This is a genomic window from Flavobacterium sp. YJ01, assembly GCF_029320955.1.
In the GTDB taxonomy this organism is placed as follows: Bacteria; Bacteroidota; Bacteroidia; order Flavobacteriales; family Flavobacteriaceae; genus Flavobacterium.
The window spans coordinates 2,689,488-2,714,821 of record NZ_CP119757.1 but is presented as its reverse complement, the minus strand read 5'-3'; the positions used below and the strand labels follow the sequence as shown (position 1 = coordinate 2,714,821).

Genomic DNA, 25,334 nt, shown 5'->3' with positions numbered 1-25,334 from the left:
CGAAAAAAGTAAACATAAAAAAATCCCATTTCAAATATTGAAAATGGGATTTTTTAGTTGAACTAAATTGTATGGTTTATTCTAGGATTATTTTTTTCGCTGAAGCGGCATCTTCATTTATTAAATAAACATAATACACACCTCTTGGCAAACCAGATAAATTTATGGTATTACTATTTTCGCCATTGTTGAAAATAAAGGATTTTACTAATTGTCCTAACGAATTGTAAACGTTTGCTTTTTCTAAAACAATGTTGTTAATATGAACTTCGCCTTTTGTTGGATTCGGATAAACTAAGGCTTTGTCAAAAACAGAATCTTCTATTCCAAGTGCTTGACAATTTTCAGAATATGTTGTTTTACTTTCTTTAATTTTAGACCAATTGGCGTTAGAATAAGCTGTATTGTCAACATTAATGCAACTTAAAGTTGTAAGTCCTAAAAAGGTTGTTGCAACATTAGTATTGAACTGTTTTGCCGTTTCAGAAGCAAGAATGAAGTTGCTATTGTTTCCGTTTTTAATATTTAGATTTGTTAGCGGATTTGTTATTACATAAACAACATTAAGTTTAGTATTTCTAGACAAATCTAATGTTGTAATTTGATTAGAAGATGCATTTAATATCTCCAGATTAGCATTTTTACTAAGATCTAAAGTCGCTAAATTATTAGTACTGCTGTTTAAAGATTTTAATGCTGGAAAATTCTCAATACCTTTTAAATTTGTAATGTTACTGTTTGAAAGATCCAAATCAATAACAGTATTTATATTTTGATTTGCCACTTTACTATCTAGCACATCATCAATTCCTAAGTCAATTAATTTTTGCTCAAAATTATGATCTGGAATCATTGTGTAACTATTTGCAATACCGCAATTTGTGCTAAATGTTGCAATGGCATCTTTTTTACCTGCCCAATTTGTATTCGAATACAGAATATCGTCAACTTGTATACAGGTTAAATATGGATTTGTTGCAAAATTTATTTCTTTACTATCCAGCAGATTATTTTTCCCGTTTTTTAAATTAAGTTCTGTTAATCTATTTTCATGACATCTAAAGATTATTAATGCTGATTGATTCGTTAAATCTAGAGTAGTTAATAGATTCCTAGTGCATTGTAAATTAGTTAAAGCTTTGTTGTTAGAAACATCTAGACTAGTCAGCATATTATAATAGCAATGCAATTCTTTTAAAGCTTTGTTGTTAGAAACATCAAGAGTTCTAAGCCTACTATCCCAGCAACTCAAATAAGTTAAAGCTAAATTATTAGAGACATCAATAGTTGTCAATCCTCTATTATGATGATTGTCGATATTGTCGCATTTTAATGTTTGTAAAGCTAAATTTTTAGAAATATCTATATTAGTTAGACGATTCGAGCTACAGTCTAAATAAGTTAGTGAAAGGTTTTTTGACAAATCAATGGTTGTCAAATTATTGTCACTGCAATCTAAATAGTTTAAAGCTTCAAAATCTTGAATTCCGGTTAAATCTTCAATACTTTTAAGATCCATGTCTAATCTTTTAATGGATTTTATATTTGCAGTTTCAACTTTTCCATCATGAAGTCCATTATAGATTGTATCATATCCAGCTCTAAGTAGAAAATTCTCGAAATTTTGATCTGGAATAAGCGTGTATTGTGTACAAGCTGTTACACTGTATACAACATAATTATCTTTTGCGTTAAACCAGTTTGTATTTGAATACAAAAGATCATCTACCTGAATACAGCTTAGTTTTGTATTAAGTTTAAAATTATAAGAAGATAATTTAATGTTATTAGCATTTTGAATATTCAGGTTAGCCAAATTGTTGCTGCTGCAGTTTAATGTGGTTAAATTTGGGTTTTTTGAAAAATCCAGTTTTTTAATTTGATTTGAATTACAATCTACAGTAACCAGCATTTTGTTTTTAGATACATCCAGATATTCTAAATTATTTGAAGAGCAATCTAAATTCTTTAAAGACGGATTTGAAGATAAATCCAATTTTGATAATAAATTGAATCCGCAATTTAAATTGATAAGATTAGGATTTCCAGAAACATCTAAAACAAGTATAGGATTATGAGAAGAATTCAGTTCCTTAAGTTCTAAATTATCTGAAATGTTTAAGGTTGCTAAATTATTATTTTGACAATTTAAAATTTCTAAATTTTCAAAAGCCTCAATTCCTGTCAAACTATTTATTGAGCTGTAAGAAACATTTAATGAAGTTACTTCTTTAATGCTAGAAGTTAGCACTTTTCCATTCTTACCATCTTTGTCAATTCCTAAATCAATTAGTTTATTTTCAAAATTTGAATCTGGAATTAAAGTATAATTAGAGAAACAATCTACGTTGTAATTAACCGAGGCATCTTTAGAATCCATCCAATTGCTGTTTGAATAATTGGCATCATCAACTGTAATGCAAGTCAAATTAGAATTGTTTTTAAAATTTGGTTTAATCAACTGCTTGTTATTTCCATTTTTTAAATTCAAAGTAGCCAAATTATTATCGTGACAATCAAGGCTTTTTAAATCAATATTTGGAGAAATGTCAAGAGAAGTTATTAGATTAGAATGACAATCTAAATTGGATAGGAATGCATTTTCAGAAATGTTTAAAACTGCAAGTTTATTAGAATTACAATTTAAATTTTTTAACGCTTTATTTTTTGAAACATTCAAATTTATTAATTGATTAGAGCTGCAGTCTAGATTAATTAAGGCAATATTTTTTGAAATGTTTAAACTTTTTAGCTGATTAGAATTACACTTTAAATCTTGTAGCGCAGTAAAATCTTGTATTCCAGATAAATCCGTGATATTACTTGATGATACATCTAAAGAAATAATTTCTGAAATTTTTGAAGTAAGTATTTTTCCATCTGGCGCATCAGAATCTATACCCAGAGCAATTAATTTATTTTCGAAATTAATGTCAGGAATTGTTGTGTATAGTGTACAAGGAGTGTCGCTAAAAACAATATGCGTGTCTTTATCCTGAGACCATTTTGAAGTTGCATAAGCAGCATCATCAACTAATATGCAAGTTAATTTGTCATTGTAATTAGAGGAAAATCTTGTTATGTTCTTGTTGTTTCCATTTTTTAAATTCACGTTTAACAAACTACGATTACCGCCAAAATACAAATAATCTAGAGTAATATTCTTGCTAAAATCTAGACTTGTAAGCAGATTGGAACCACATTCTAACCAGGTCAAATTTATATTGTGAGAAAGATCTAATTGTGTTAATTTGTTTTGGTCACAAAAAAACCATCCAACATTTTTATTGTTAGAAACATCAATATCTGTTAATTGATTTTGAGAAACATCGAGTTCGTATGCCAGTAAATTTTTAGAAATATTAATATTGGTTAACTTATTTTTTTTACAATATATTCTTTCTAATAGAGAATTATTAGAAAGATCAAGAGATGTAAGTTCATTTTCGGAGCAATAAAGATCTACTAAAGCGCCATTTTTAGAGATATCGATTGTTGTTAATTTATTTCCATCAATGAACAATCCAGTTAAGGCTAAGTTTTGTGTAAGATTAATATCGCTTAAAAGGTTTCCATAACAGCGCATTTGCTTTAAAGCAAGGTTTTTGGAGAAATCTAAATTCGTTAAATAATTTTGAGAAGCATTAAAACTAGTAAGCTTTAGATTTTGAGAAATGTCAATTGTGCCAGCTATTAGATTAGAATAGGCTTCTAGTTTTTCTAAATTGATATTCTTAGTAATATCTAATGATTTTAATTTATTATTGCTACAGTCTAAAACTTTTAAAGATTTAAAATCCTGAATTCCTGTTAAATTTGTAATTGAACTTCCAGAAAGATCTAAAGATTTAATGTACACGATGTTCTGAGTTTGTACTTTTCCGTTTTTTCCATCAGTATCATATCCTAGAAAAATAAGTCTGTTTTCAAAATAAGGATCAGGAATAAGAGTATATTCTGGTGTACAAACCGTTTGATTAAAGCTTGTGTTAACATCTTTGTTTGTCCAGTTTGATGTCGAATATTCTGCATTATCAACTAATACGCAAGACAACTTGGGATTCGATTTAATATTGACAGAAACCAAAGAAGTATTTTTTCCGTTTTGGAGATTTAAACTAGAAAGGTCGTTTTTTGAACAATCAAGAGAGGTCAGTTTTAAATTTTTAGTAATGTTTAAAGACTTGAGTAAATTTGAAGAACAATTCAATGATTCCAAATTGGGATAAATGGAAGAATCGAAATAAGGGATATCATTACCAGTAAAGTTTAAATTTTTTAGCGAAGCGAAATCTTGAAGCCCCGTTAAATCGCTAATACCGCTAAAAGATAAATCTAAACTAGTAACGGAATAAATGTCTGTGGTTATAACTTTTCCATTTTTTCCATCTTTATCGATGCCTAAGGCTATTAATTTTTTTTCAAAATTTTCATCTCGAATGCTCGTATAAATGTAGCAAGCAACACTATTGAATTTAGTAAGAGCATCTGTTTTTTTTCTCCAATTTGAAGTCAACGCAACATCATCAACCAAAATACACTCTAAAGAATAATTGTAAGTTGTATTAAGTTCAAATGAGGTGGCTCTTTTTCCTGTTTTTAAATTAAGGCTGATTAATTTATTATCAGAACAGTCTAATCTGTTTAAATTTGTGTTTTTAGAAAGATCAAGAATTTTTATTGCGTTTCCATAACAATTAAGATATTGTAAAGAAGTAAAATCTTGAATTCCAGTTAAATCTGATATACCGCTTGTTGAAACACTTAGAGAGGTAACATTAGCAACATCAGCAGTTAGAACTTGCCCGTCTGCAGTACCCGAATCAATCCCAAGAGCTATTAATTTTTTTTCAAAATTAGCATCAGGAATTAAGGTATATTGAGCGTGAAGAAAAAAGTTTGATAATAAGAATAACAAGAGTAGTTTTGTTTTCATAGGCTATAATTTCAGAATTTTAGGCAGTACAATAATACAGTATTTATTCTATAAATTGTATGAAAAATCCCGTTTTCTAAAAGTTGAAAACGGGATTTTTTTATTTTAAATAATAGTGATTATTCAACAATTATTTTTTTCGCAGAAGCAGCGTCTCCGCTAATTAAATACACAAAATAAACTCCTCTTGGTAAACCAGATAAATTTATAGTATTACTAGTTTCGCCATTATTGAAAACAAATGTTTTAACAAGTTGTCCTAACGAATTGTAAACAGTTGCTTTTTCTAAAGAAACATTATTAATGTTAACCTCTCCTTTTGTTGGATTCGGGAAAACTGTTGCTTTGCTGAAAATAGAATCTTCAAGTCCTAATGTACAAGTTGCAGAATAAGAAGCCGTAGCATCTTTAAAGAACACACCGCTTGAAGCAGCAAAAGATGGATTGTCAACTGTGATACAAGTTAAAGATGCATTTTTGTTTAGCAATGCACCTGTAAAATTGCTGTTATTGCCATTTTTAAGGTTTAACGTTTTCAATGAGTTCTCCGCCACATTCACATAAACCAATTTGCTGTTTTTAGATAAATCTAAAGCAGTCAGTTTGTTTTTGTTGGCATACAAAGTCGTAAGAGCAGTATTTGCAGATACATCCAATGTTGTCAAATCATTTCCGTGCGTGTACAATTCAATTAATTTTGAATTTTTAGATACATTCAAAGAAGTTAAAAGATTGAATTGGCAGTTTAAAAACTCTAAAGAAGTAAAATCTTCAATTCCAGTTAAGTCTTTAATATCGCTTAATTGGACATTTAAGTCTTTAACAGTTGAAATAGTTGAAGTTAAAACTTTTCCGTTTTTACCATCAATATCAATTTTTAAAGCGATTAACTTATCTTCAAAATTTGAATCAGGAATTAAAGTATAACTTCCGCAATTTTCTGTAAAGAAAGAAGTTTTGTCTAATTTTCCATTCCAGTTGTCATTAGAATATTTAGCATTATCAACTTGAATACAAGATAGAGAAGGGTTTTTAGTAAAATTCACACTAAACCAATCCATATTGGTATTGAAACCATTTTTTACGTTCAAAGAATTTAAATTATTGTTTGAAACATTTAATGCAGTCAATGCTTTGTTTTTACTAACATCAAGAGTTGTTAAAGCGTTGTAAGAAACATTTAATTCTGTTAATGTAGGATTGTTTGCAGGAGTTAAAGAAGTTAATTGGTTTGTACTACAGTTTAATACTTTCAAAGAAACAAAATCTTGAATTCCAGTAAGATCTTTAATAGAACTTGATGAAACGTCCAGTGTAGTAACAGAAGCAATACTTGAAGTTGCTACTTTTCCGTTTTTACCATCTTTATCAATTTGCAATGCAATTAATTTATCTTCAAAAGCAGCATCTGGAATTAAAGTATAAACTGCACAATCTAGATTGTAATTTGCTGTTGCATCTTTAATAGCAGACCAATTAGCGTTAGAAAATTCTACATTGTCAACTTGAATACATGAAAGATTCTTATTGTTTAAGAAATTACAAGCATCAATTACGGCTGCGGTTTTATTTGTGCCGTTTGTTGGAGGCAATATAAAGTTTTCATTATTTCCATTTTGAAGATTTAATGTAGTTATTGGATTGAATCGTATTAAAACAAGCTCTAGAATTGGATTATGAGATAAGTCTAAAGATTTTAATAAGTTATTACTAACGTTAATTCTTTTTAAAAGAGTATTATTGCTCACATCCAAAGTTGTCAACTGGGCATTGTCGAAATATAAATTTTCTAATTTTTTGTTTGTTGAAACATCAATTTGTGAAATTGAAGTAAAAGTACAATTTAATTGTAAAAGATTTGGTTGGTGTGACACATCTAGGGCTGTCAAATTATTATTACCACAATATAGAGATTCTAGCTTTGTATTTGCAGATATGTCAAGACTGCTTAGTAAATTTCTATCCGCAGTTAAAAGAACAAGAGCCTTGTTTTGTGATAAATCTATTGTTGAAATTTGATTTTTAGAGAACATTAAATTATATAAATTAACGTTTTTAGTAACATTCAAACTAGTTAATTTATTTTCGTGTAATGCTAGTTTAGTTAGTAACTTATTGTTACTAATGTCGATATTACTAATACTGTTATAATTAGCATCTAAATATGTTAACGATATAAAATCCTGAATTCCAGTAAGATCTTTAATATTACTTGATTGGACATCTAATGAAGTTACATTAGCAATACTTGCAGTTTGTACTTTTCCATTTTTACCATCTTTATCAATTCCAAGATCAATTAATTTTTGTTCAAAATTATCATCAGGAATTAACGTGTATTCATTACAATCTAAATTAAAACTTGTAATAGCTTCTTTATAAATTGACCAATTTGCAAGAGCATAATCAACTTCCGCAACCTGAACACATTTTAATTGGTAATTTAGTCTACTATCCAGGTAATTTAGGTTAGTATTTTTAGAAAGATCTATAGTAGTAAAATTGTTGTTCATTAAAATCAATTTTACTAATGCTTTATTCTCAGAAAGATCAATATTCTTAAATTCATTACTAGAAATATTTAACTCATTCAAAGCTATATTTTTAGTTAAGTTTAGTGTTGATAAATTGTTATTTCCGCAATCTAAAGTAACTAAGTTTATGTTGTTTGTAATATCCAGGGCATTTAGATTTACACCGGAACAGTTCAATGTTTTTAATGCAATATTTTTACTAAGATCTAAATTTAGCAAATCATGTGGTGGAACAGTTAATTTTTCTAAAGCAGTAAAACCTTCAATACCGGTTAAGTCACTAATTTTATCGTATGTTGAATATTTCAAATCAAGCTCTTTAACACTAGCGATTAGTGATGTTAGTACTTTACCGTCAAGTACGCCGTCATAACCTTTTAACATCAGTACTTTTTCAAATTCAACGTCCGGAATTGTTGTGTATTGAGGTGTTTGACATACAGAAGAATAATGAACCCATTTTTCCTTACTAACAGACCAATTAGATTCTGAATATACAGGATCATCAACTAAAATACAGTGTAAACTTGGTGTTTGTGTGAGATATAAAGTAGAAGGATTTATAATAGCATTATTTCCGTTTTTTAGATTTATAGTTTCTAAAGATTTGGCATCTGTACATCTTAACAATCTCATTGCAGGATTATGCGAAAGATCAAGATTTATTATTTTAGTATTAGAAATATATAGTTCTCTTAAATTAATATTATTTGAAAGATCAATGTTTTCAAGTAAAAAAGAATTGTTTATACTTAAACTTTTCAATGCTATATTAGCAGAAAAATCAAAACTAGTAGCTCTGGACGCATCAAAACTAATCGATTCAAGTTGCGGATGGCTGCTAAAATCAAAATTAGGGAGTTTTTGACCATCACATTCGAAAATTTTTAAATTTGGGTTATGAGAAAGATCTAAACTTGTAAATAATCCTGATCCTTCTTGTCCAGTGTTATAACCGCCAGAAGAAATAACTAATTCTTGTAAATTAACATTTGCGGTAACATCTATACTGCTTAATGAAGTTCTAACCAAAGATAGTTTTTCCAAATTTATATTTGAAGATACATTTAACGTGCTTTGTTTTAATCCGTCAAAACGGATTTCTTTTAAAGCCAAATTTTTAGAAAGATCTACAGTAGTTATATTATTATAATAAGATTTTAAGGAAGTCAATGACGTAAAATCTTCAATACCAGTCAGGTCTGTAATAGAATCGAAAGAAAGGTACAAATCTTTTACTCCTGAAATATTGGCCGTCTGCACCTTTCCATCTGGAGCTCCGGAGTCATAACCTAATGAAATTAACTTATTTTCAAAATTAACATCTGGTATTAGTGTATATTTTGGTCCAATTTCTGCCACGTCAACAATCGAAACATTATCAACCAAAATTTGAGCGCCAGTTGTTCCCTTTATCCAAATGCTAATTTCTGCGTTTTGAGTAGTGGTGGCAACATAATCAAATTCAATTTTTTGCCAGGCAGAATTTAAAGAAGTTGTTACTTCTTTTTTTGTTATAGGTGTTTTAAAAACATCAGCTTTTGTTAAGCTTAATTCCACAGAAGTTATCGTTCCCGAAAAAAGCTTATGATACATCGTAACACGATACGTTTTTCCTGATTGAGTAGCAAAAGGACTGCTATTCATGTAGTGGAAAGTTCCGCTTGTAATCTCCATTTTTGTACTTGAGGAACCTTTTTGTGCATCAGAATCTTGATATAAAAGTCCATTTGAGTAACGGAACCAATCGGTTGGTTGCGAATGTGCAGTCCAAGTTTCAAAATCTCCGTTAGAGACTAAGTTTGTTTGCGCATAAATAGAAAAATTTGCTAATAATAGCAACAAGAGTAGTTTTGTTTTCATAGAAATGGTTTAGAATTAGGTCGCGCAAGTTTAATACTAATATTCGGAGATTCCTTACGTGATTCCGTAAGCGCATAAAAAATATTTTGTGGAAGAAAAATAAATACGTAACCAGTTGGTCGGTTTTTTAATCAGATTAGTTCTAAAAAATTGATTTCTAAAGAATTGTATAGTCCTTGAGATGTGATAATTTTGGTCAAAATTTCATAACACATTGTTAACAGTTAGTTTTTTGTAACAAAAAATCATAATTTAGGCCCATCTTTTAACTTTACTTATATTTATAGATAGATGAGTCATATAAAACCTCTTAAATTATCTGCTTTTGCATTACTTGTTTTAGCAGGCTGCAGTGCAAGTTTGCAAGCACAAAATTCAGCGCCAAAACAGCCAATTGTAGCTCCTTTGGCAGTTGTAAAAAAAGCACCAGTTAGTGAAAATGAATTAAAAAGATGGAGTCATTTAGATTTAGTAAAAGATTCTATTCCGGGAATGAGTGTAGACAGAGCTTGGGCTGAATTACTGCAAGGTAAAACAGGTAAAAAAGTTATTGTAGGTATTGTAGATTCAGGAGTAGATATCGAGCACGAAGATCTAAAAGGAATGATCTGGACAAATACTAAAGAAATTCCAGGAAACGGAATCGACGATGATAAAAACGGATTTATCGATGACGTGCACGGATGGAATTTCCTTGGAGATGCTGTACACGAAAATCTGGAATTGACTCGCGTTGTTAAAAAAGGAGACGACGGATCTGCTCAATACAAAGAAGCTTTAGCTCAATATAATGAAAAGTATGAGGAAGCTTTAAAAGATAAAGAACAAGTAGATTTTTTACTTGAGGTTCACAATACAATCAAAAAAGAGCTAAATAAAGCAGATTACAAACTGGAAGATTTAAGTAAGATTACTTCAACAGATTCAAAAGTTTTAAGAAGCAAAGCAGTAATGACTCAGGTTTTTACAAATGCAGGACCAACTTTTAACCCTGAAGCTGATTTTGGAGAATACAAAGATCAAGTTTACGATCAGTTGAATTACAATTTAAACAAAGATTTTGACGGAAGAAAAATCGTAGGCGATAATCCAGAAGATATTAAAAACACGAAATACGGAAATAACGTTGTTTTTGGTCCAGATAAAGAAAAGGCACTTCACGGAACTCACGTTGCTGGAATTATTGCTCAAATTAGAGGAAATAATTTAGGAGGAGACGGAGTAGCTTCGCCAAATGTTGAGATTTTAACGGTTAGAGCGGTGCCAGACGGAGACGAATATGATAAAGATATTGCATTGGCAATTCGTTATGCCGTAGATAATGGTGCAAAAGTAATCAACGGAAGTTTCGGAAAAAGCTTTTCTCCACACAAACAATGGGTTTACGACGCTATTAAATATGCGGCTAAAAAAGACGTTTTAATTGTTCACGCAGCAGGAAATGACGGATACAATATTGATGAAACAAAAAACATCAATTATCCAAACGATTCTGAAGACAATGTAAAAGAATTTGCAGATAATTTAATTACAATTGGAGCAATTAATAAAGAATACGGAGAAAATGTTGTGGCTCCATTTTCAAACTTTGGAAAAATCAACGTAGACGTTTTTGCTCCAGGTGAAGAAATTTACGCAACAGTTCCGAATAATAAATACAAATATTTGCAAGGAACTTCAATGGCATCTCCAAACGCGGCAGGTGTAGCAGCATTGATTCGTTCATACTATCCAAAATTAAAAGCAGCTCAGGTTAAAAAGATTTTAATGGAATCTGGAGTAGCGCTTCCTTCAAAGGTTGTTCTTGGAAAAAGTGAAAATCCGCAAGAGAAACCAGTTGCAGTTTCTTCAGCAGAATCTTCAAAAACAGCAAAAATGGTAAATGCTTATAACGCTTTATTAATGGCTGAAAAGATGTCTAAAAAATAAAGAATAATATACTATTAACCGAATGGAAGGGCGAACGCTCTTCCATTTTCTATTACATATCTACATGCGAAAAATTATTTTACTTTCTTTCCTAAGCTTAGGTTTTACTTCTGCTTTTGCACAAAGCGCTCCATATTGGCAACAACATGCCGATTATAAAATGGAGGTTTCAATGGATGTAAAAAACTATCAGTACAAAGGAAAACAAGAATTGGTTTACACCAATAATTCTCCTGATACTTTAAAAAAGGTATTCTATCATTTATATCCAAACGCTTTCCAGCCAGGAAGCGAAATGGATGCACGTCTTCATTTTATCAAAGATCCAGACGCGAGAATGGTAAATAAAGTAAAAGGTGCTGATGGAAAAGAGGTAAAACAAAGCCGTATTGAAACTTTAAAACCAAATGAAATTGGATTTTTAAAAATTACAAACTTCAAACAAGACGGAGTTACAGCTCAGACAAGAGTTTCAAATACTGTTTTAGAAGTAACTTTGGCTAAACCAATTTTACCAAATTCTAAATCTACTTTTACCTTAGATTTTGACGGACAAGTTCCAGTGCAGATTCGTCGTTCTGGAAGAAATAATTCTGAAGGAATCGAGCTTTCAATGTCGCAATGGTATCCAAAATTAGCCGAATTTGATTTCGAAGGATGGCACGCAGATCCATACATTGCAAGAGAATTTCACGGAGTTTGGGGTAATTTTGATGTAAAAATTACAATCGACAAAGAATATACAATTGGTGGTTCAGGATATTTACAAGATAAAAATGCAATCGGACACGGTTATGAAGATGAAGGTATAACGGTTACATATCCTAAAAAAGCAAAAACATTGACTTGGCATTTTATCGCGCCAAATGTTCACGATTTTACTTGGGCTGCAGATAAAGATTATGCACATGATATTGTAAAAGGACCAAACGATGTCGATTTGCATTTCTTCTACAAAAACACGCCAAAAGTGGCAGAAAATTGGAAACAATTAGAGCCATTAATGGTAAAAGTTATGGAATATTACAACCAAAGAGTTGGAGCATATCCGTACAAACAATATTCATTTATTCAAGGTGGAGACGGCGGAATGGAGTATGCAATGTGTACTTTAATGTTAGGAAACGGAACTCTTGAAGGAATTCTTGGAACTGCAACGCACGAATTAGGACACTCTTGGTTCCAGCATATTTTGGCTTCAAACGAATCAAAACATCCTTGGATGGACGAAGGTTTTACGACTTATATTGAAGACAGCGCTTTGAATGAATTAAAAGGAGACAAAAAAGAAGTGAATCCATTTAAAGGAAATTATGCGGCTTATTATAGTTTAGTAAATTCTGGAAAAGAACAGCCTCAAACAACTCACGGAGATCGTTATGACGAAAATCGTCCGTATAGCATTTCTTCTTATATAAAAGGAAGTCTTTTCCTTTCGCAATTAGATTATGTAATTGGAAAAGAAAATGTTGATGCAACTTTAAAAAGATATTTCAACGATTTCAAATTCAAACACCCAACGCCAAACGATATCAAAAGAACAGCAGAAAGAGTTTCTGGAGCTGAGTTAGATTGGTATTTAACAGATTGGACACAAACGCTAAACACAATCGATTACGGAATTAAAGACGTTGCTGATAATGCAGGAAAAACAACGGTTACTTTGGAAAGAATCGGAAGAATGCCAATGCCAATCGATTTAAAAGTAGATTATACAGACGGAACTTCTGAAACATTCTACATTCCGTTAAGAATGATGAATTTCATTAAACCGAATCCAAACCCGAACGAAAAAAGAACAGTTCTAGAAGATTGGGCTTGGGCGCAGCAAAACTATAGTTTTACAATCGACAAAAACAAAACGTCAATCAAAAAAATCACTATCGATCCAAGCGGATTAATGGCTGATGTAAAACAAGCAAATAATGTTTTTGAAGTGAAATAATCTTTAAAAATGACAATTTAAAAAAGTCCCGTTTAAGAAATTTGACGGGACTTTTTATTTTAATGATCAGGAGCACCACAAAATGCATTTTAATAAACATGGTTTCCCGCTCTCGGCTATATCTCGCTGTTGCCCGACGTCGGGCCAGCAAGGATACCGCCTCCATCGGGGCTAGATACAAACAATTGGCTTCTTTTAAAGATTTATATTTATCTCTGCCCAAAACGTTCGCATTTTTGTCATTTCGACGAAGGAGAAATCTCCGCGAGAAGCTCGACAAAGATTGAACAATTGTTGCGGAGTTACTTGCGGAGATTTCTCCTTCGTCGAAATGACAAACCAATTAAAAAACTTCCCATAAAAAAACCTCCAGCTAAAGCTGGAGGCAATTGAGATTTTTCATTTTATAATGATAAATAATATCGATAGAGATCTAACTCAAATGCTCAATCATATCTTTTGTCATAGATTCCAAGTCAAATTTATGATTCCATCCCCAGTCTTCTCTTGCAGAACTGTCATCAATACTTGCAGGCCAGCTATCCGCAATTTTCTGACGGAAATCTGGATTATAAGTAATCTCGAATTCAGGAATATGTTTTTTAATTTCTGCAGCAATTTCAGTCGGAGTAAAACTCATCGCAGCTAAATTATAAGAAGAATGAATTTTGATTTCTTCGACAGGTGCTTTCATAATGTTTATTGTAGCATCAATCGCATCATCCATATACATCATCGGCATTTTAGTTTCTGATGATAAAAAGCATTCGTATTTTTTATCAGCAATAGCTTTATAAAAAATATCAACAGCATAATCTGTAGTTCCGCCGCCTGGAGGTGTAGACCAGCTAATTAAACCAGGATAACGAATACTGCGCACATCAACGCCATAAATATTATGATAGTACTCGCACCATCTTTCTCCCGCTTGTTTACTAATTCCGTAAACAGTTGAAGGTTCCATTACAGTATATTGAGGCGTATTTTCTTTTGGAGTCGTTGGTCCGAAAACGGCAATACTTGATGGCCAGAAGATTTTCTTGATTTTTTTTGCTTTCGCTAAATTCAAAACATGAAAAAGCGAATTCATATTCAAATCCCAAGCAAATGCTGGGTTTTTTTCAGCGGTAGCAGACAAAAGTGCCGCCATTAAATAAACATCAGTAATTTGATGTACTTCTACCAAATGTTCTATTTGATTAAAATCTAAAGCATTGACCACTTCAAAAGGTCCTGAGTTTACAACATCAGTATTTAATTTACGAATATCAGAAGCGATAACATTTTCTGTTCCGTATATTTTGCGCAGCTTTTGTGTCAGCTCCGTTCCAATTTGACCGCAAGCGCCAATGATCAATATTTTTGGATTCATTTTTTTGATGATTTTTAGAAAAACAAATATAACGTTTTCGCAATTACTTATGCTTTTTAGAATCATAAATTATTAATTCAATAATGAAAAAGTTTGTTTTTTGGATAATTCTCTCTGAAGGTGTGTCTTTGTGCCTTTTTGAAAACGGAACAAATACAAGCTAAAATTAAGATTGAAAGAGAAAAAATCACTTTAAATTAGTATTCTGTAAAGCATCAGAACAAACAAAAAAATAACAATCATTTACCGAATCTTTAGCAAAAATCAGAATTCGTAATTGTAAATTTACTTTGTAACTTTGTAGCTTAATGTTTTTATCAAATGAAATATAAAATATCTCTTTTTCTGCTTTTGACAGCTGTATTGTTTTCTTGCCAAGATCAAGATGAAAAACGCCGCGCAGAAAATGCAAAAGAAGCTAAAAAGAAAGAAGCTATTTTTAATAATATAAATAAAGGCTGGACGTTTATAGATGAGCCGATCAACGAGATTTCTGAATCGCAATTAAATTCGTGGACAGAATGGCGTGATTTTATGAAGGAAATTGGAGATAAGCCAAGAAAAACAATTGGAGCTTTTCAGAAAAAATCGGTTGCGATTTCCAAAAAAGCAATGGCTTTAAACAATACCATTCCAACAATATTTGATCAGCCCGCCTTTAAAAGCCGTATTTCTATTTTAATTACTAAAATTAGAATGTTGGATTTGTTTATTCATTTAAATAAAATTCCAGATGATAAAGTTGTTTTTTTAGTTCAAGAAATCAACAAAGAACTGATTTCTTTAGAAAGACAAATGGATAAAATTGTCGAAAGAGCCAAAGTTCCGAAAGAAGAAGGAGAAGAAGATTTCCTTAGAATGTTAGATACAGCGCGTGCAATTCCGAATGCTGTTGCACCGCCTCAAATAGATCAAAAAGTACCAAAACTTGAGTAAAAACGCCCTATATACAACTTATGATAATCTGCCAAAAGCGCAGCAGATTGCCACAAATTTACTGGAAGGGAATCAGATAAAAATGAACATCAGCGGATTGTTAGGATCTGCAGTTTCATTTATAATTCGTTCCGTTTTTAAGAAAACAGAATTACCTTTTTTAATTGTTTTAGACAATAAAGAAGAAGCCGCTTATTACCTGAACGACTTGGAGCAGATGATTGGAGAACAAGATGTTTTGTTTTATCCAGCTTCTTTTCGACGTCCGTATCAAATTGACGAAACTGATAATGCGAATGTTTTGCTTCGTGCTGAGGTTTTAAATAGAATCAATTCCAGAAAAAAACCAGCTGTAATTGTTACTTATCCTGAAGCGCTTTTTGAAAAAGTAGTTACCAGAAGAGAACTCGATAAAAACACTTTAAAAGTGGCTTTGAATGATAAAATTTCAATTGATTTTATCAACGAAGTTTTGTTTGAATACGAATTTAAAAGAGTCGATTTTATTACAGAACCTGGCGAATTTTCTGTTCGTGGAGGAATTGTCGATGTTTTCTCTTTCTCAAACGATCATCCGTACCGAATTGAGTTTTTTGGAAACGAAGTAGACAGTATTAGAACTTTTGATGTTGAAACACAATTGTCTGTCGAAACACATAAAAAAATCACGATTATTCCGAATGTGGAGAACAAACTTTTTCAGGAAAATCGTGAAAGCTTCTTAGATTATATTGCGGAGAAAACAGTTATTTTCATCCAAAATACCGAAGGTTTATTTAGTCAGTTAGACAAACAGTTTGCGAGAGCAGAAGAAGCTTTTGAGAAACTTTCTAAGGAAATAAAACACGCCATACCAGAACAATTATTTTTAAATCAAGCTTCGTTTATCAAACGCGCTTTGGATTTTTCGGTTGTAGAATTGGCTTCAAGACCTATTTTTAAAACCACTAAAAAATTCGAATTCCATATTCAGCCTCAGCCTTCTTTCAATAAACAATTTGATTTGCTGTTGAATAATCTAAGTGAAAATCATTTTAATGGATATGTTAATTATCTATTTTGTTCGAATGAAACGCAAGCAAAACGTTTTCACGATATTTTTGAATCTTTGGATGAAGCCAATTCTGAAAATATCAGAAAACAATATAATACGATTGTATTGCCTTTGTATCAAGGTTTTATTGATGAAGAAAATCAAATTACGGCTTATACAGATCATCAGATTTTTGAACGTTATCATAAATTCAATATTAAAAATGGCTATTCGAAAAAGCAAAATATTACGCTTAAAGAATTAACAGCACTTTCGGTTGGCGATTATGTAACACACATTGATCACGGAATTGGTAAGTTTGGCGGTTTGCAGAAAATTCAGGTAGAAGGAAAAATGCAGGAAGCCATAAAATTGGTTTATGCAGATAATGATATTGTGTATGTGAGTATTCACTCATTGCATAAAATTTCAAAATACAACGGAAAAGACGGAACGCCTCCAAAAATATACAAATTAGGATCGAACGCTTGGAAAGTTTTAAAACAGAAAACCAAAGCGCGAGTTAAACATATTGCATTCAATTTGATTCAGTTGTATGCAAAACGTCGTTTAGAAAAAGGGTTTCAGTTTGCGCCAGATAGTTATTTGCAAAACGAATTAGAAAGTTCGTTTATTTACGAAGATACTCCCGATCAAACCAAATCGACAGCAGAAGTAAAAGCCGACATGGAAAGCGATCGCCCAATGGATCGTTTGGTTTGCGGTGACGTTGGTTTCGGAAAAACAGAAGTTGCAATCAGAGCTGCTTTTAAAGCCGTAGATAATAGTAAACAAGTTGCGGTTTTAGTTCCGACAACGATTTTGGCTTATCAGCATTACAGAACTTTTTCGGAACGTTTAAAAGATATGCCGGTTACAATTGGTTATTTAAACCGATTTAGAACTGCAAAACAAAAAACACAGACTTTAAAAGATTTAGCCGAAGGAAAACTAGATATTGTTATCGGAACACACCAATTAGTAAACAAAAATGTCGTTTTTAAAGACTTAGGTTTGTTGATTGTTGATGAGGAACAAAAGTTTGGTGTTAACGTAAAAGATAAACTCAAAACGATTGCAGCAAATGTTGATACATTGACTTTGACTGCAACGCCAATTCCGAGAACGCTTCAGTTTTCTTTAATGGCAGCGCGAGATTTATCGGTAATTACAACGCCTCCGCCAAATCGTTATCCTATTGAAACGAATGTAGTTGGTTTTAATGAAGAGATTATTCGTGATGCGATTTCGTATGAAATTCAGAGAAACGGACAGGTTTTCTTCATCAATAACCGAATCGAAAATATAAAAGAAGTGGCAGGAATGATTCAGCGTTTGGTTCCAAATGCAAGAGTCGGAATTGGTCACGGACAAATGGACGGTGCCAAACTAGAAGAATTGATGTTAGGTTTCATGAATGGAGATTTTGATGTTTTGGTCGCAACAACAATCATCGAAAGTGGTTTGGATGTTCCAAATGCCAACACAATTTTCATTAATAATGCCAACAATTTCGGACTTTCAGATTTGCACCAAATGCGAGGTCGAGTAGGACGTAGCAATAAAAAAGCATTCTGTTATTTTATCTGTCCGCCGTATTCATCGATGACCGAAGATGCAAGAAAACGTATTCAGGCTTTAGAACAATTTAGCGAATTGGGAAGCGGTTTTAACATTGCGATGAAAGATTTGGAGATTCGTGGAGCGGGAGATTTATTAGGTGGTGAGCAAAGTGGTTTCATTAACGAAATTGGTTTTGATACGTACCAAAAAATCATGAATGAAGCGATCGAAGAATTAAAGGAAAACGAATTCAAAGATTTGTATCCTGAAGAAAATAATATCGACACGAAAGAATATGTAAAAGACATTCAGATCGACGCTGATTTTGAATTATTATTCCCAGATGAATATATCAATAATGTTTCGGAACGGTTGGTTTTATACAACGAATTGGGAGCGATAAAAGACGAAGCCGGTTTACAGGAATTTGAGAAAAAATTAATTGACCGTTTCGGGCCATTACCAAAACAAGCGGTTTCTTTATTAAACAGCATCCGAATAAAATGGATTGCGACCAAAGTTGGAATCGAGAAATTGGTTCTGAAACAAGGCAAAATGATTGGTTATTTTGTATCCGATCAACAGTCTGATTATTACCAGTCAGTGAAATTCAGAAATGTTTTAAACTTCGTTCAAAAGCACAGCACGCTCTGCAAAATGAAAGAAAAACAAACCGTAAACGGATTACGATTGTTATTGACTTTTGAAAATGTGAAGTCGATAAAACGGGCGCTGGAATTGATGGAGTTGTTTGAGGAGTAAAATTTATTTAGTTTTTTAAAATAATGAAACCGATATATAGAAGTATATCGGTTTTATCATTAATTGGAACTATGGCTTTTCTCCATCTAATGCATTCCTAATATTATTAAATGCTATTTTTATGTTTTCAATATTGCGATTATCTTTATGAAACATCAAAGAAGTATAAAGCTTAATCTTTTCATTATCAGAATCAAATTCTATAATATTATTAAGCTTTGTTATATGACCTGTCATTGAGCTATTATTGTACCATCTATCAAAAGCAGAAAATCTCTGAAAGGCTTTTTTGTCATTATCATCACAAATATAAATCAATGCATCTTCAATATTTTCAAAAAAAGAAATTATAATATTTTTGATTGTTTCTGAAACCTTTCTATCATAAAAAGCAGGTTTAGTGCCAATTTTATCAATCGTAATTTGATAGATATTTCCGAGTTTTTTGTCATCACTAATACATGATTCTAAAGTGAAATCTTCATAAAAGGCAACTCTGTATTCAATCTCACTTGTTGTAAAAAAACTATAATAACCAGAGTCAGCGTTAAAAGTATAATTATATCGTTTTAACAAGCTTGATACCTTTTGAAGTTAAGGTTTCGATCGATGCTGTTCCTTGTAAAAAAGAACGCACAGCAATTTTATCTTCTCTCATTTTGATAATTGCAGCTTTAATGGCTTCTTTATTTATTGTTGTAGATTTCATAATGCAAAGTAACAGATTTAAGTTGAATATTGCAAAAATTGTAGTATTATTTTTATTTTTAATGCATATATGATTGAGTATTAGGCAAATTAAAAATTGGCTTTTATTTGTCTATAATTTAAGAAAATTCTTAGAACTAAAAAGTTTTCTTTGAAACAAATATTTTAAAAGAAAACTTTATGCAGAATCAATTCATACTTCTATTATTCTTTTTGGGATTAAATTCAGTATTTGCTCAAGAAAAAACACAAATAATTTTAAAAGACACTTTTAAATCGGAAGAAATTGATCCGCTTCGTCCTGAAAAAGCAGCATTTTATTCGGCAATTTTCCCAGGTTTAGGACAGATTTACAATAAAAAGTACTGGAAACTTCCTTTAGTTTATGGGACAATAGGAACAAGTACGTATTTGTACATGGATAATCAGAAAAATTATAATGTTTACAGAGATGAATACAAAAATAGATTGGAAGGAATTAAAAGTGATTCACAATTTTTAGCAAACTTAAGCGAAAGCCAATTAATTTCTGCTCAAAAAATATATCAGAGAAATAGAGATTTATCAGCTTTATTTATCGTTGGATTTTATGTCTTAAATATCATAGATGCCAATATTGATGCGGCACTTTCACAATTTAATGTAGATGAAAAATTGGCATTTAAGCCTACTGTCATTAAAAACGATATTACATTAAAGAATGATTTTGGGGTTGCGCTCAATTATTCTTTCTAAAAAAATGTTGCCACGAATTGCACAAATTTACACGAATTCTTTTTTTGCCACAGATTAAAAGGATTAGGAAGATTAAAAAAAATCATTTAAATCCTTTTAATCTGTGGCAATAATTGTTTAAAATAAATTCGTGCAAATTTGTGCAATTCGTGGCAAAAGAAAAATAAAAAAAGCCGTATGAAATTTTCATACGGCTTTTTAATTACAACTATATTAACCAATTTATAGTTTTTTCAATCCTTTTAACTCTGCATTATTTCCTTCTTTAATGCTAATGGCAACTCCACCGCCAGAAGCTAAATACTGTTTCAATTTGCTTTTTGAATTTACAATAACTTTAGAAACCGTATACTTTTGTGGATTTTGATTCCAATTTGCATCTTTTGCATCGGCATAAATTGTGGCAACGAAATTTTTTCCGGCAGGTAAATAATCAAAAGAAATGTTGGCAGTTCTTGCATTTTCGTCTGTAATTCCGCCAATGAACCATTCGTTTTTGCTTTTTGCTTTACGCGCAATTGTGATGTAATCTCCAGGTTCTGCTTCTAGAATATAACTATTATCCCAATCTACAGCAACATCTTTAATGAACTGAAAAGCATCTGGAAAACGCTCGTAATTCCCAGGAATATCAGCCGCCATTTGCAACGGACTGTACATCGTAACATAATACGCCAATTGTTTTACCAAAGTAGTATTTACGCGTTGCGTGCTTCCTGTTCCATAATACGAAAGATCAGTTTGGAAAATTCCAGGTGTGTAATCCATCGGACCACCCATTAATCTTGTAAATGGCAAAATTGTCGTATGATCCGGCGCTAATCCTCCCATAGATTCGAATTCCGTTCCACGAGCAGATTCCTGTGCGATCCAGTTTGGAAAAGTTCGATTTAATCCCGTTGGGCGAACCGCTTCGTGACTATTCACCATAATTTTATAATCAGCAGCACGTTTGGCAACATTGATATAATGATTCACCATCCATTGTCCGTCATGATGTTCACCACGTGGAATAATCTGTCCTACATATCCTGTTTTTACAGCATCGTAACCATTATCATTCATAAACTGAAAAGCACGATCTAAACGACGTTCGTAATTGGTTGCAGATCCTGATGTTTCGTGGTGCATAATAATTTTCACTCCTTTTGAAGCCGCATAAGCATGAACCGCTTTAACATCAAAATCTGGGTAAGCTGTTACGTAATCAAAAACATCTTCTTTCCAGTTGCCAATCCAGTCTTCCCAGCCAATGTTCCATCCTTCGATAAGAATCGCATCAAAACCATTTTTAGAAGCAAAATCAATGTATTCTTTTGCACGTTCTGTAGTGGCTCCGTGTTTTCCGTTTGGAGTAAGTTTGGTGAAATCATCCGTCATTTTTACGTTGTTTTCTTTTCCAAAAGCCCAAGTGCTTCTTCCAGCTACAAAATATTCCCACCAAATTCCGATGTATTTTACAGGTTTAATCCAAGAAACATCTTTATAACTTGTTGGTTCGTTAAGGTTCAGAATTAATTTTGAAGCCAAAATATCAGTTGCTTTATCACTTACTACAATAGTTCTCCAAGGTGTTTGCGCATCGGTCTGCATATAACCTTTTGCGCCAACTGCATCTGGCGCTAAATGGCTGATCATTTTGTTAGTTTTAGCATCAACTTCAAGATACATTGCTGGATAATTGATTAACCCCGCTTCGTGAATGTTGATGTATAAACCATCATCTGATTTCATCATTGAAGGCGTTTGTACAGAAAGTGCCGCGATTGGTTGCTGTGCATTAATTTCAATTGTCGCTTTTTTCATCAAAGAAGGAATTTCCGAAATCTTTGATGTTGTATAAGCATATTCGTTGGTATCATAATCTCCTGGAATCCAGAAAATTTTATGATTTCCAGCTAATTGAAATTCGGTACGTTCTTCTTTAATAACAAAATAACTCAGTTCATCTTGTTTCGGAAATTCATATCTAAATCCCAATCCGTCGTTGAATAAACGGAAACGAATACGAATAAATCTATTGTTGTTTTTCGCTTGCGCTAAAGTGACAACCAATTCGTTATAATGATTACGAATTGTTTTTTCTTCCCCTAAAACAGGATTCCAATTTTCATCAACAGAAGATTGCGCTGTGTTTGTAATGGTAAAACCATCCATAAACGAAGCTTTGTTCTGAAGTTCTAAACCTAAAGAACTAGTTTTAATAACCGCTTTTTGTTTATATGATAATTGGTAAGACGGAATTCCGCCTTCTTTTAATTCAAATTTTAAAGAAAGATTTTTGTCTGGCGAATTTATTTCTTGCGCTTTAAGCGAAAATACACTTAGAAGTACAAAAAATAAAAGCGCTGTTTTTTTGCTCAAACGCATTTGAGACAATGATTTTTGGAATTGAAAATTCATGTTATTTTGTTTTGTTGCAAATTTAGTCTTTAAAGTTGCTTTTGAAGTTAATTTTTCAACACTAAATATTGAAAAGGTTGAAGTGTTACATCTGCGCCAACTGAAACAGTAGCTCCAGTAAATGCATCTTTCCAATTTCCTTTTAATGTATTTGGAATAAGATGTTTTACGGTAGAACTTGTTAAATTAGAAAGAACAAAAACTTTTTCGACATCTTTTATCATCGTGAAAGCACTTACGGCATTACTGCTGTAACCTGTAAATTCTCCTGTTTTAATTGCGTTGCTTGTATTTCTGAAAGCAATGATTTTTTTGTATTCTGCCAGCATTGAAGCATCAGCAGTTGACCAATCGATTGGAGTTTTAGCGAAATAATTTAATCTTTTGTCGTAACCAATTTCCTGTCCGTTGTAAATCATAGGAATTGATTTTAAATATGCCGCTACAACAAACATTGCTACAGATCCTTTTTTTCCTCCAAAAAGTTCTAAAGGCGTTCCGTCAGAAAGATTTACGTCGTGATTGCTTGTATAACGAACCACTTTGTTTGATGGATCGTAAACGTTGGCATATTCTGTTGCGTTCGAATCCTGAATCGTTGTTGCAGGTTTATTTTCTTTAAAAAGCTGTTCGATTGTATAAAAGAAATTGAAACCAAAAGTAAAATCAAAACCTGAAGCAAAATGATTGTATTTTGAACCTTCAGCCAGCATTAAAATTTCTTGATTCTTTTTGATTTTTCTTAATTTGGTAATAGCATCTGACCAGAAATTGTTTGGGACAAAATCAGCATAATCGCATCTAAAACCATCAATATTGGCATTGTAAACCCAATAAGACATGGCATCGATCATGGCGTCTTTCATTTCAGTATTATTGAAATTTAATTGTGCAACGTCATTATAATTTGTTCCTGGCGGAATAATAATATTTCCGTTTGCATCTTGCTGATACCAATTTTTGTGTTGTGTAATCCAAGCATTATCCCAAGCAGTATGATTGGCAACCCAATCAAGAATAACAGCCATATTTTTTTTGTGCGCTTCTTCAACCAAAGTTTGAAGATCTTGTAAAGTTCCGAAATCTGGATTTACGGCTTTATAATCTTTTACTGCGTAAGGAGAACCTAATTCGCCAGTTGCTCTTTCTTTTCCAACAGGAAAAACAGGCATCAAATAAATAACATTTGCCCCCAATTCCTGAATTTGAGTTAATCTGTCTTGAACTCCTTTCAAATTTCCTGCTTGACTAAAAGCACGAATGTTTACTTGATAAATTATGGCATCTTCTTTCTTAGGCATTTTATCAAAAGGAGCACCGTATTGTGTATATGGAGATGGCGGCGTTTTGTTTTCGTCATCAGAAGAACTGCACGAAACAAAAGCTAATGCAAGCAATAATCCGTAAACGATTTTTATATTGAATTTCATGATTTTTACTTTTTTATGTTTTTAAATGGCTGGAAAGTAACCTGCCTTTCGAAGTAAAAAGGCAGGTAAACTCAAACCAAACTAAACTTAATTTTTATCTATTTCTTTGTGATGGTATAAGTAGCAGTTGGAGGATATCCGGTAGTTGCAGGATCAACATCGTTTATTTGTAATGTGATTTCGTAAGTACCGCCTTCGCCAACATAATGAGAACCTTGATCATCTAGATATACAATTCCGTCTGTAGTGTTTTTAGGTCCGTAATTGATTGTCCAGCTATTGTTCAATCTGAATTTCACATTTCCAGGAACTAAAACAGCAGTCACTTTCCAAGTTTTTGTCTGATGATCGTAACTCATTGGCGTACTATTATCCCAGCTTCCAGAAGTTGCATCACCCACAATTCCCCAAGAATAAGGAGTTGCAGTCCATTTTAAAGTATTTAAATTCACTTTAATTTGATAGGAACCAGCAGCAGGAAGTTGAAAATCTGTATCACTCATGTTTTGCAAATCGCTGTTGGTTGCTCCAGCGCCATAAAACTGTGCCCAGTTTCTCTCTGTATTCAATTTGAATCCAAGTCCAGCTCCAGGAGCAGCCGTCATATAACCTTGGTAAACACCTTTTTGAATCGCAGTTAAAGCCGCCGCAGTTTCTATAGCCCAGTTTTGATAACTTCCCGGCATATAAATTTCGCCAAAAACAACGCTTTTTTCATAAGGCGTAATTGTCAAAGTAATTGGGTTAGAAAACACTTTACGATCCATTGCAGCTTCTACGCGAACGACCAATTTTCCTTCAACATCAATAGGAAGTCCTAAATCGACAGCAATTTTATTTAATTCCTGACCAATTAAAGTTTTGCTTAAAACATCTGTTCCAACTTCAATTCGTTTAGCTTTTTGCCAAGCATTTGCACCGCTTGTATCCCCAACCAAATCAAATTGAAGCGCATACGTTACAGGAGCTTCGATAGGAAAAGTAACTTCAGGCCATGAAACCAGTAAAACCTGATCGTCTGCTGTATCTTCTGTTAGAACAATTTTGCTAGATGAAACAGTAATTTCTGAAGGGAAATTAACAGCTTCTAGAGTTGTTAATTCGGCATCGCTGTCGCAGGATGAACCCAAGAACAGCAAACTGCCTAATATGAATAATTTATTGATATATTTTTTCATGATAGTT

Annotated in this window: 13 protein-coding genes; 5 read left to right on the top strand and 8 right to left on the bottom strand. The window is 32.2% G+C overall.

The genetic code is table 11. The features are described 5' to 3' along the window. Positions 1-76: 76 nt before the first annotated feature. Positions 77-4,936 (bottom strand): T9SS type A sorting domain-containing protein, encoded by a 4,860-nt coding sequence (locus P0R33_RS11830; RefSeq protein ID WP_276175629.1) that lies wholly within the window; start codon positions 4,934-4,936, stop codon positions 77-79. Positions 4,937-5,055: 119 nt separating this feature from the next. Beyond that, the gene (locus P0R33_RS11825; RefSeq protein ID WP_276175628.1) at positions 5,056-9,333 is read right to left on the bottom strand and encodes a T9SS type A sorting domain-containing protein; all 4,278 of its coding nucleotides are present in this window, start codon (positions 9,331-9,333) and stop codon (positions 5,056-5,058) included. Between the two features lie 291 nt (positions 9,334-9,624). Here P0R33_RS11825 and P0R33_RS11820 point away from each other — a divergent pair, with 291 nt between their 5' ends. Further along, on the top strand, positions 9,625-11,262 hold the full coding sequence (locus P0R33_RS11820; protein ID WP_276175627.1) for a S8 family peptidase: 1,638 nt from the start codon (positions 9,625-9,627) through the stop codon (positions 11,260-11,262). Between the two features lie 64 nt (positions 11,263-11,326). Then, complete coding sequence (locus P0R33_RS11815) at positions 11,327-13,207, top strand: M1 family metallopeptidase (RefSeq protein WP_276175626.1); 1,881 nt, start codon at positions 11,327-11,329, stop codon at positions 13,205-13,207. Positions 13,208-13,640: 433 nt separating this feature from the next. Here P0R33_RS11815 and P0R33_RS11810 read toward each other — a convergent pair whose 3' ends face one another. Further along, a complete protein-coding gene (locus P0R33_RS11810) occupies positions 13,641-14,579 on the bottom strand; it encodes an L-threonine 3-dehydrogenase (RefSeq protein WP_229353317.1) in 939 nt (312 codons plus the stop codon). 321 nt (positions 14,580-14,900) lie between these two features. Between P0R33_RS11810 and P0R33_RS11805 the strand changes: the two genes are divergently transcribed. Both P0R33_RS11805 and mfd read left to right on the top strand, forming a co-directional pair. Further along, positions 14,901-15,515: a hypothetical protein gene (locus P0R33_RS11805; RefSeq protein ID WP_276175625.1), complete on the top strand. Its 615-nt coding sequence runs from the start codon at positions 14,901-14,903 to the stop codon at positions 15,513-15,515. Beyond that, the gene (mfd, locus tag P0R33_RS11800) at positions 15,508-18,873 is read left to right on the top strand and encodes a transcription-repair coupling factor (RefSeq protein ID WP_276175624.1); all 3,366 of its coding nucleotides are present in this window, start codon (positions 15,508-15,510) and stop codon (positions 18,871-18,873) included. Before P0R33_RS11805 ends, mfd begins: the two co-directional genes overlap by 8 nt. A 69-nt stretch (positions 18,874-18,942) precedes the next feature. Here the strand turns inward: mfd and P0R33_RS11795 are convergent, their stop codons facing one another. Both P0R33_RS11795 and P0R33_RS11790 read right to left on the bottom strand, forming a co-directional pair. Continuing rightward, on the bottom strand, positions 18,943-19,449 hold the full coding sequence (locus tag P0R33_RS11795) for a DUF6169 family protein (RefSeq protein ID WP_276175623.1): 507 nt from the start codon (positions 19,447-19,449) through the stop codon (positions 18,943-18,945). Beyond that, positions 19,433-19,582: a hypothetical protein gene (locus P0R33_RS11790; protein WP_276175622.1), complete on the bottom strand. Its 150-nt coding sequence runs from the start codon at positions 19,580-19,582 to the stop codon at positions 19,433-19,435. The genes P0R33_RS11795 and P0R33_RS11790 overlap by 17 nt, the downstream gene beginning before the upstream one ends. Positions 19,583-19,761: 179 nt before the next feature. Here P0R33_RS11790 and P0R33_RS11785 point away from each other — a divergent pair, with 179 nt between their 5' ends. Next, positions 19,762-20,316: a DUF5683 domain-containing protein gene (locus P0R33_RS11785; protein WP_276175621.1), complete on the top strand. Its 555-nt coding sequence runs from the start codon at positions 19,762-19,764 to the stop codon at positions 20,314-20,316. 222 nt (positions 20,317-20,538) lie between these two features. On the opposite strand, the gene P0R33_RS11780 is transcribed toward P0R33_RS11785, so the two are convergent. The 3 genes from P0R33_RS11780 to P0R33_RS11770 form a co-directional block, all read right to left on the bottom strand. After that, positions 20,539-22,686, bottom strand: a complete 2,148-nt coding sequence (locus tag P0R33_RS11780) for a glycoside hydrolase family 97 protein (RefSeq protein WP_276175655.1) — start codon at positions 22,684-22,686, stop codon at positions 20,539-20,541. Between the two features lie 80 nt (positions 22,687-22,766). Further along, a complete protein-coding gene (locus P0R33_RS11775; protein ID WP_276175620.1) occupies positions 22,767-24,149 on the bottom strand; it encodes an alpha-amylase family glycosyl hydrolase in 1,383 nt (460 codons plus the stop codon). A 98-nt stretch (positions 24,150-24,247) separates the two neighbouring features. Next, on the bottom strand, positions 24,248-25,327 hold the full coding sequence (locus P0R33_RS11770; protein WP_276175619.1) for a SusE domain-containing protein: 1,080 nt from the start codon (positions 25,325-25,327) through the stop codon (positions 24,248-24,250). Positions 25,328-25,334 lie beyond the last annotated feature (7 nt).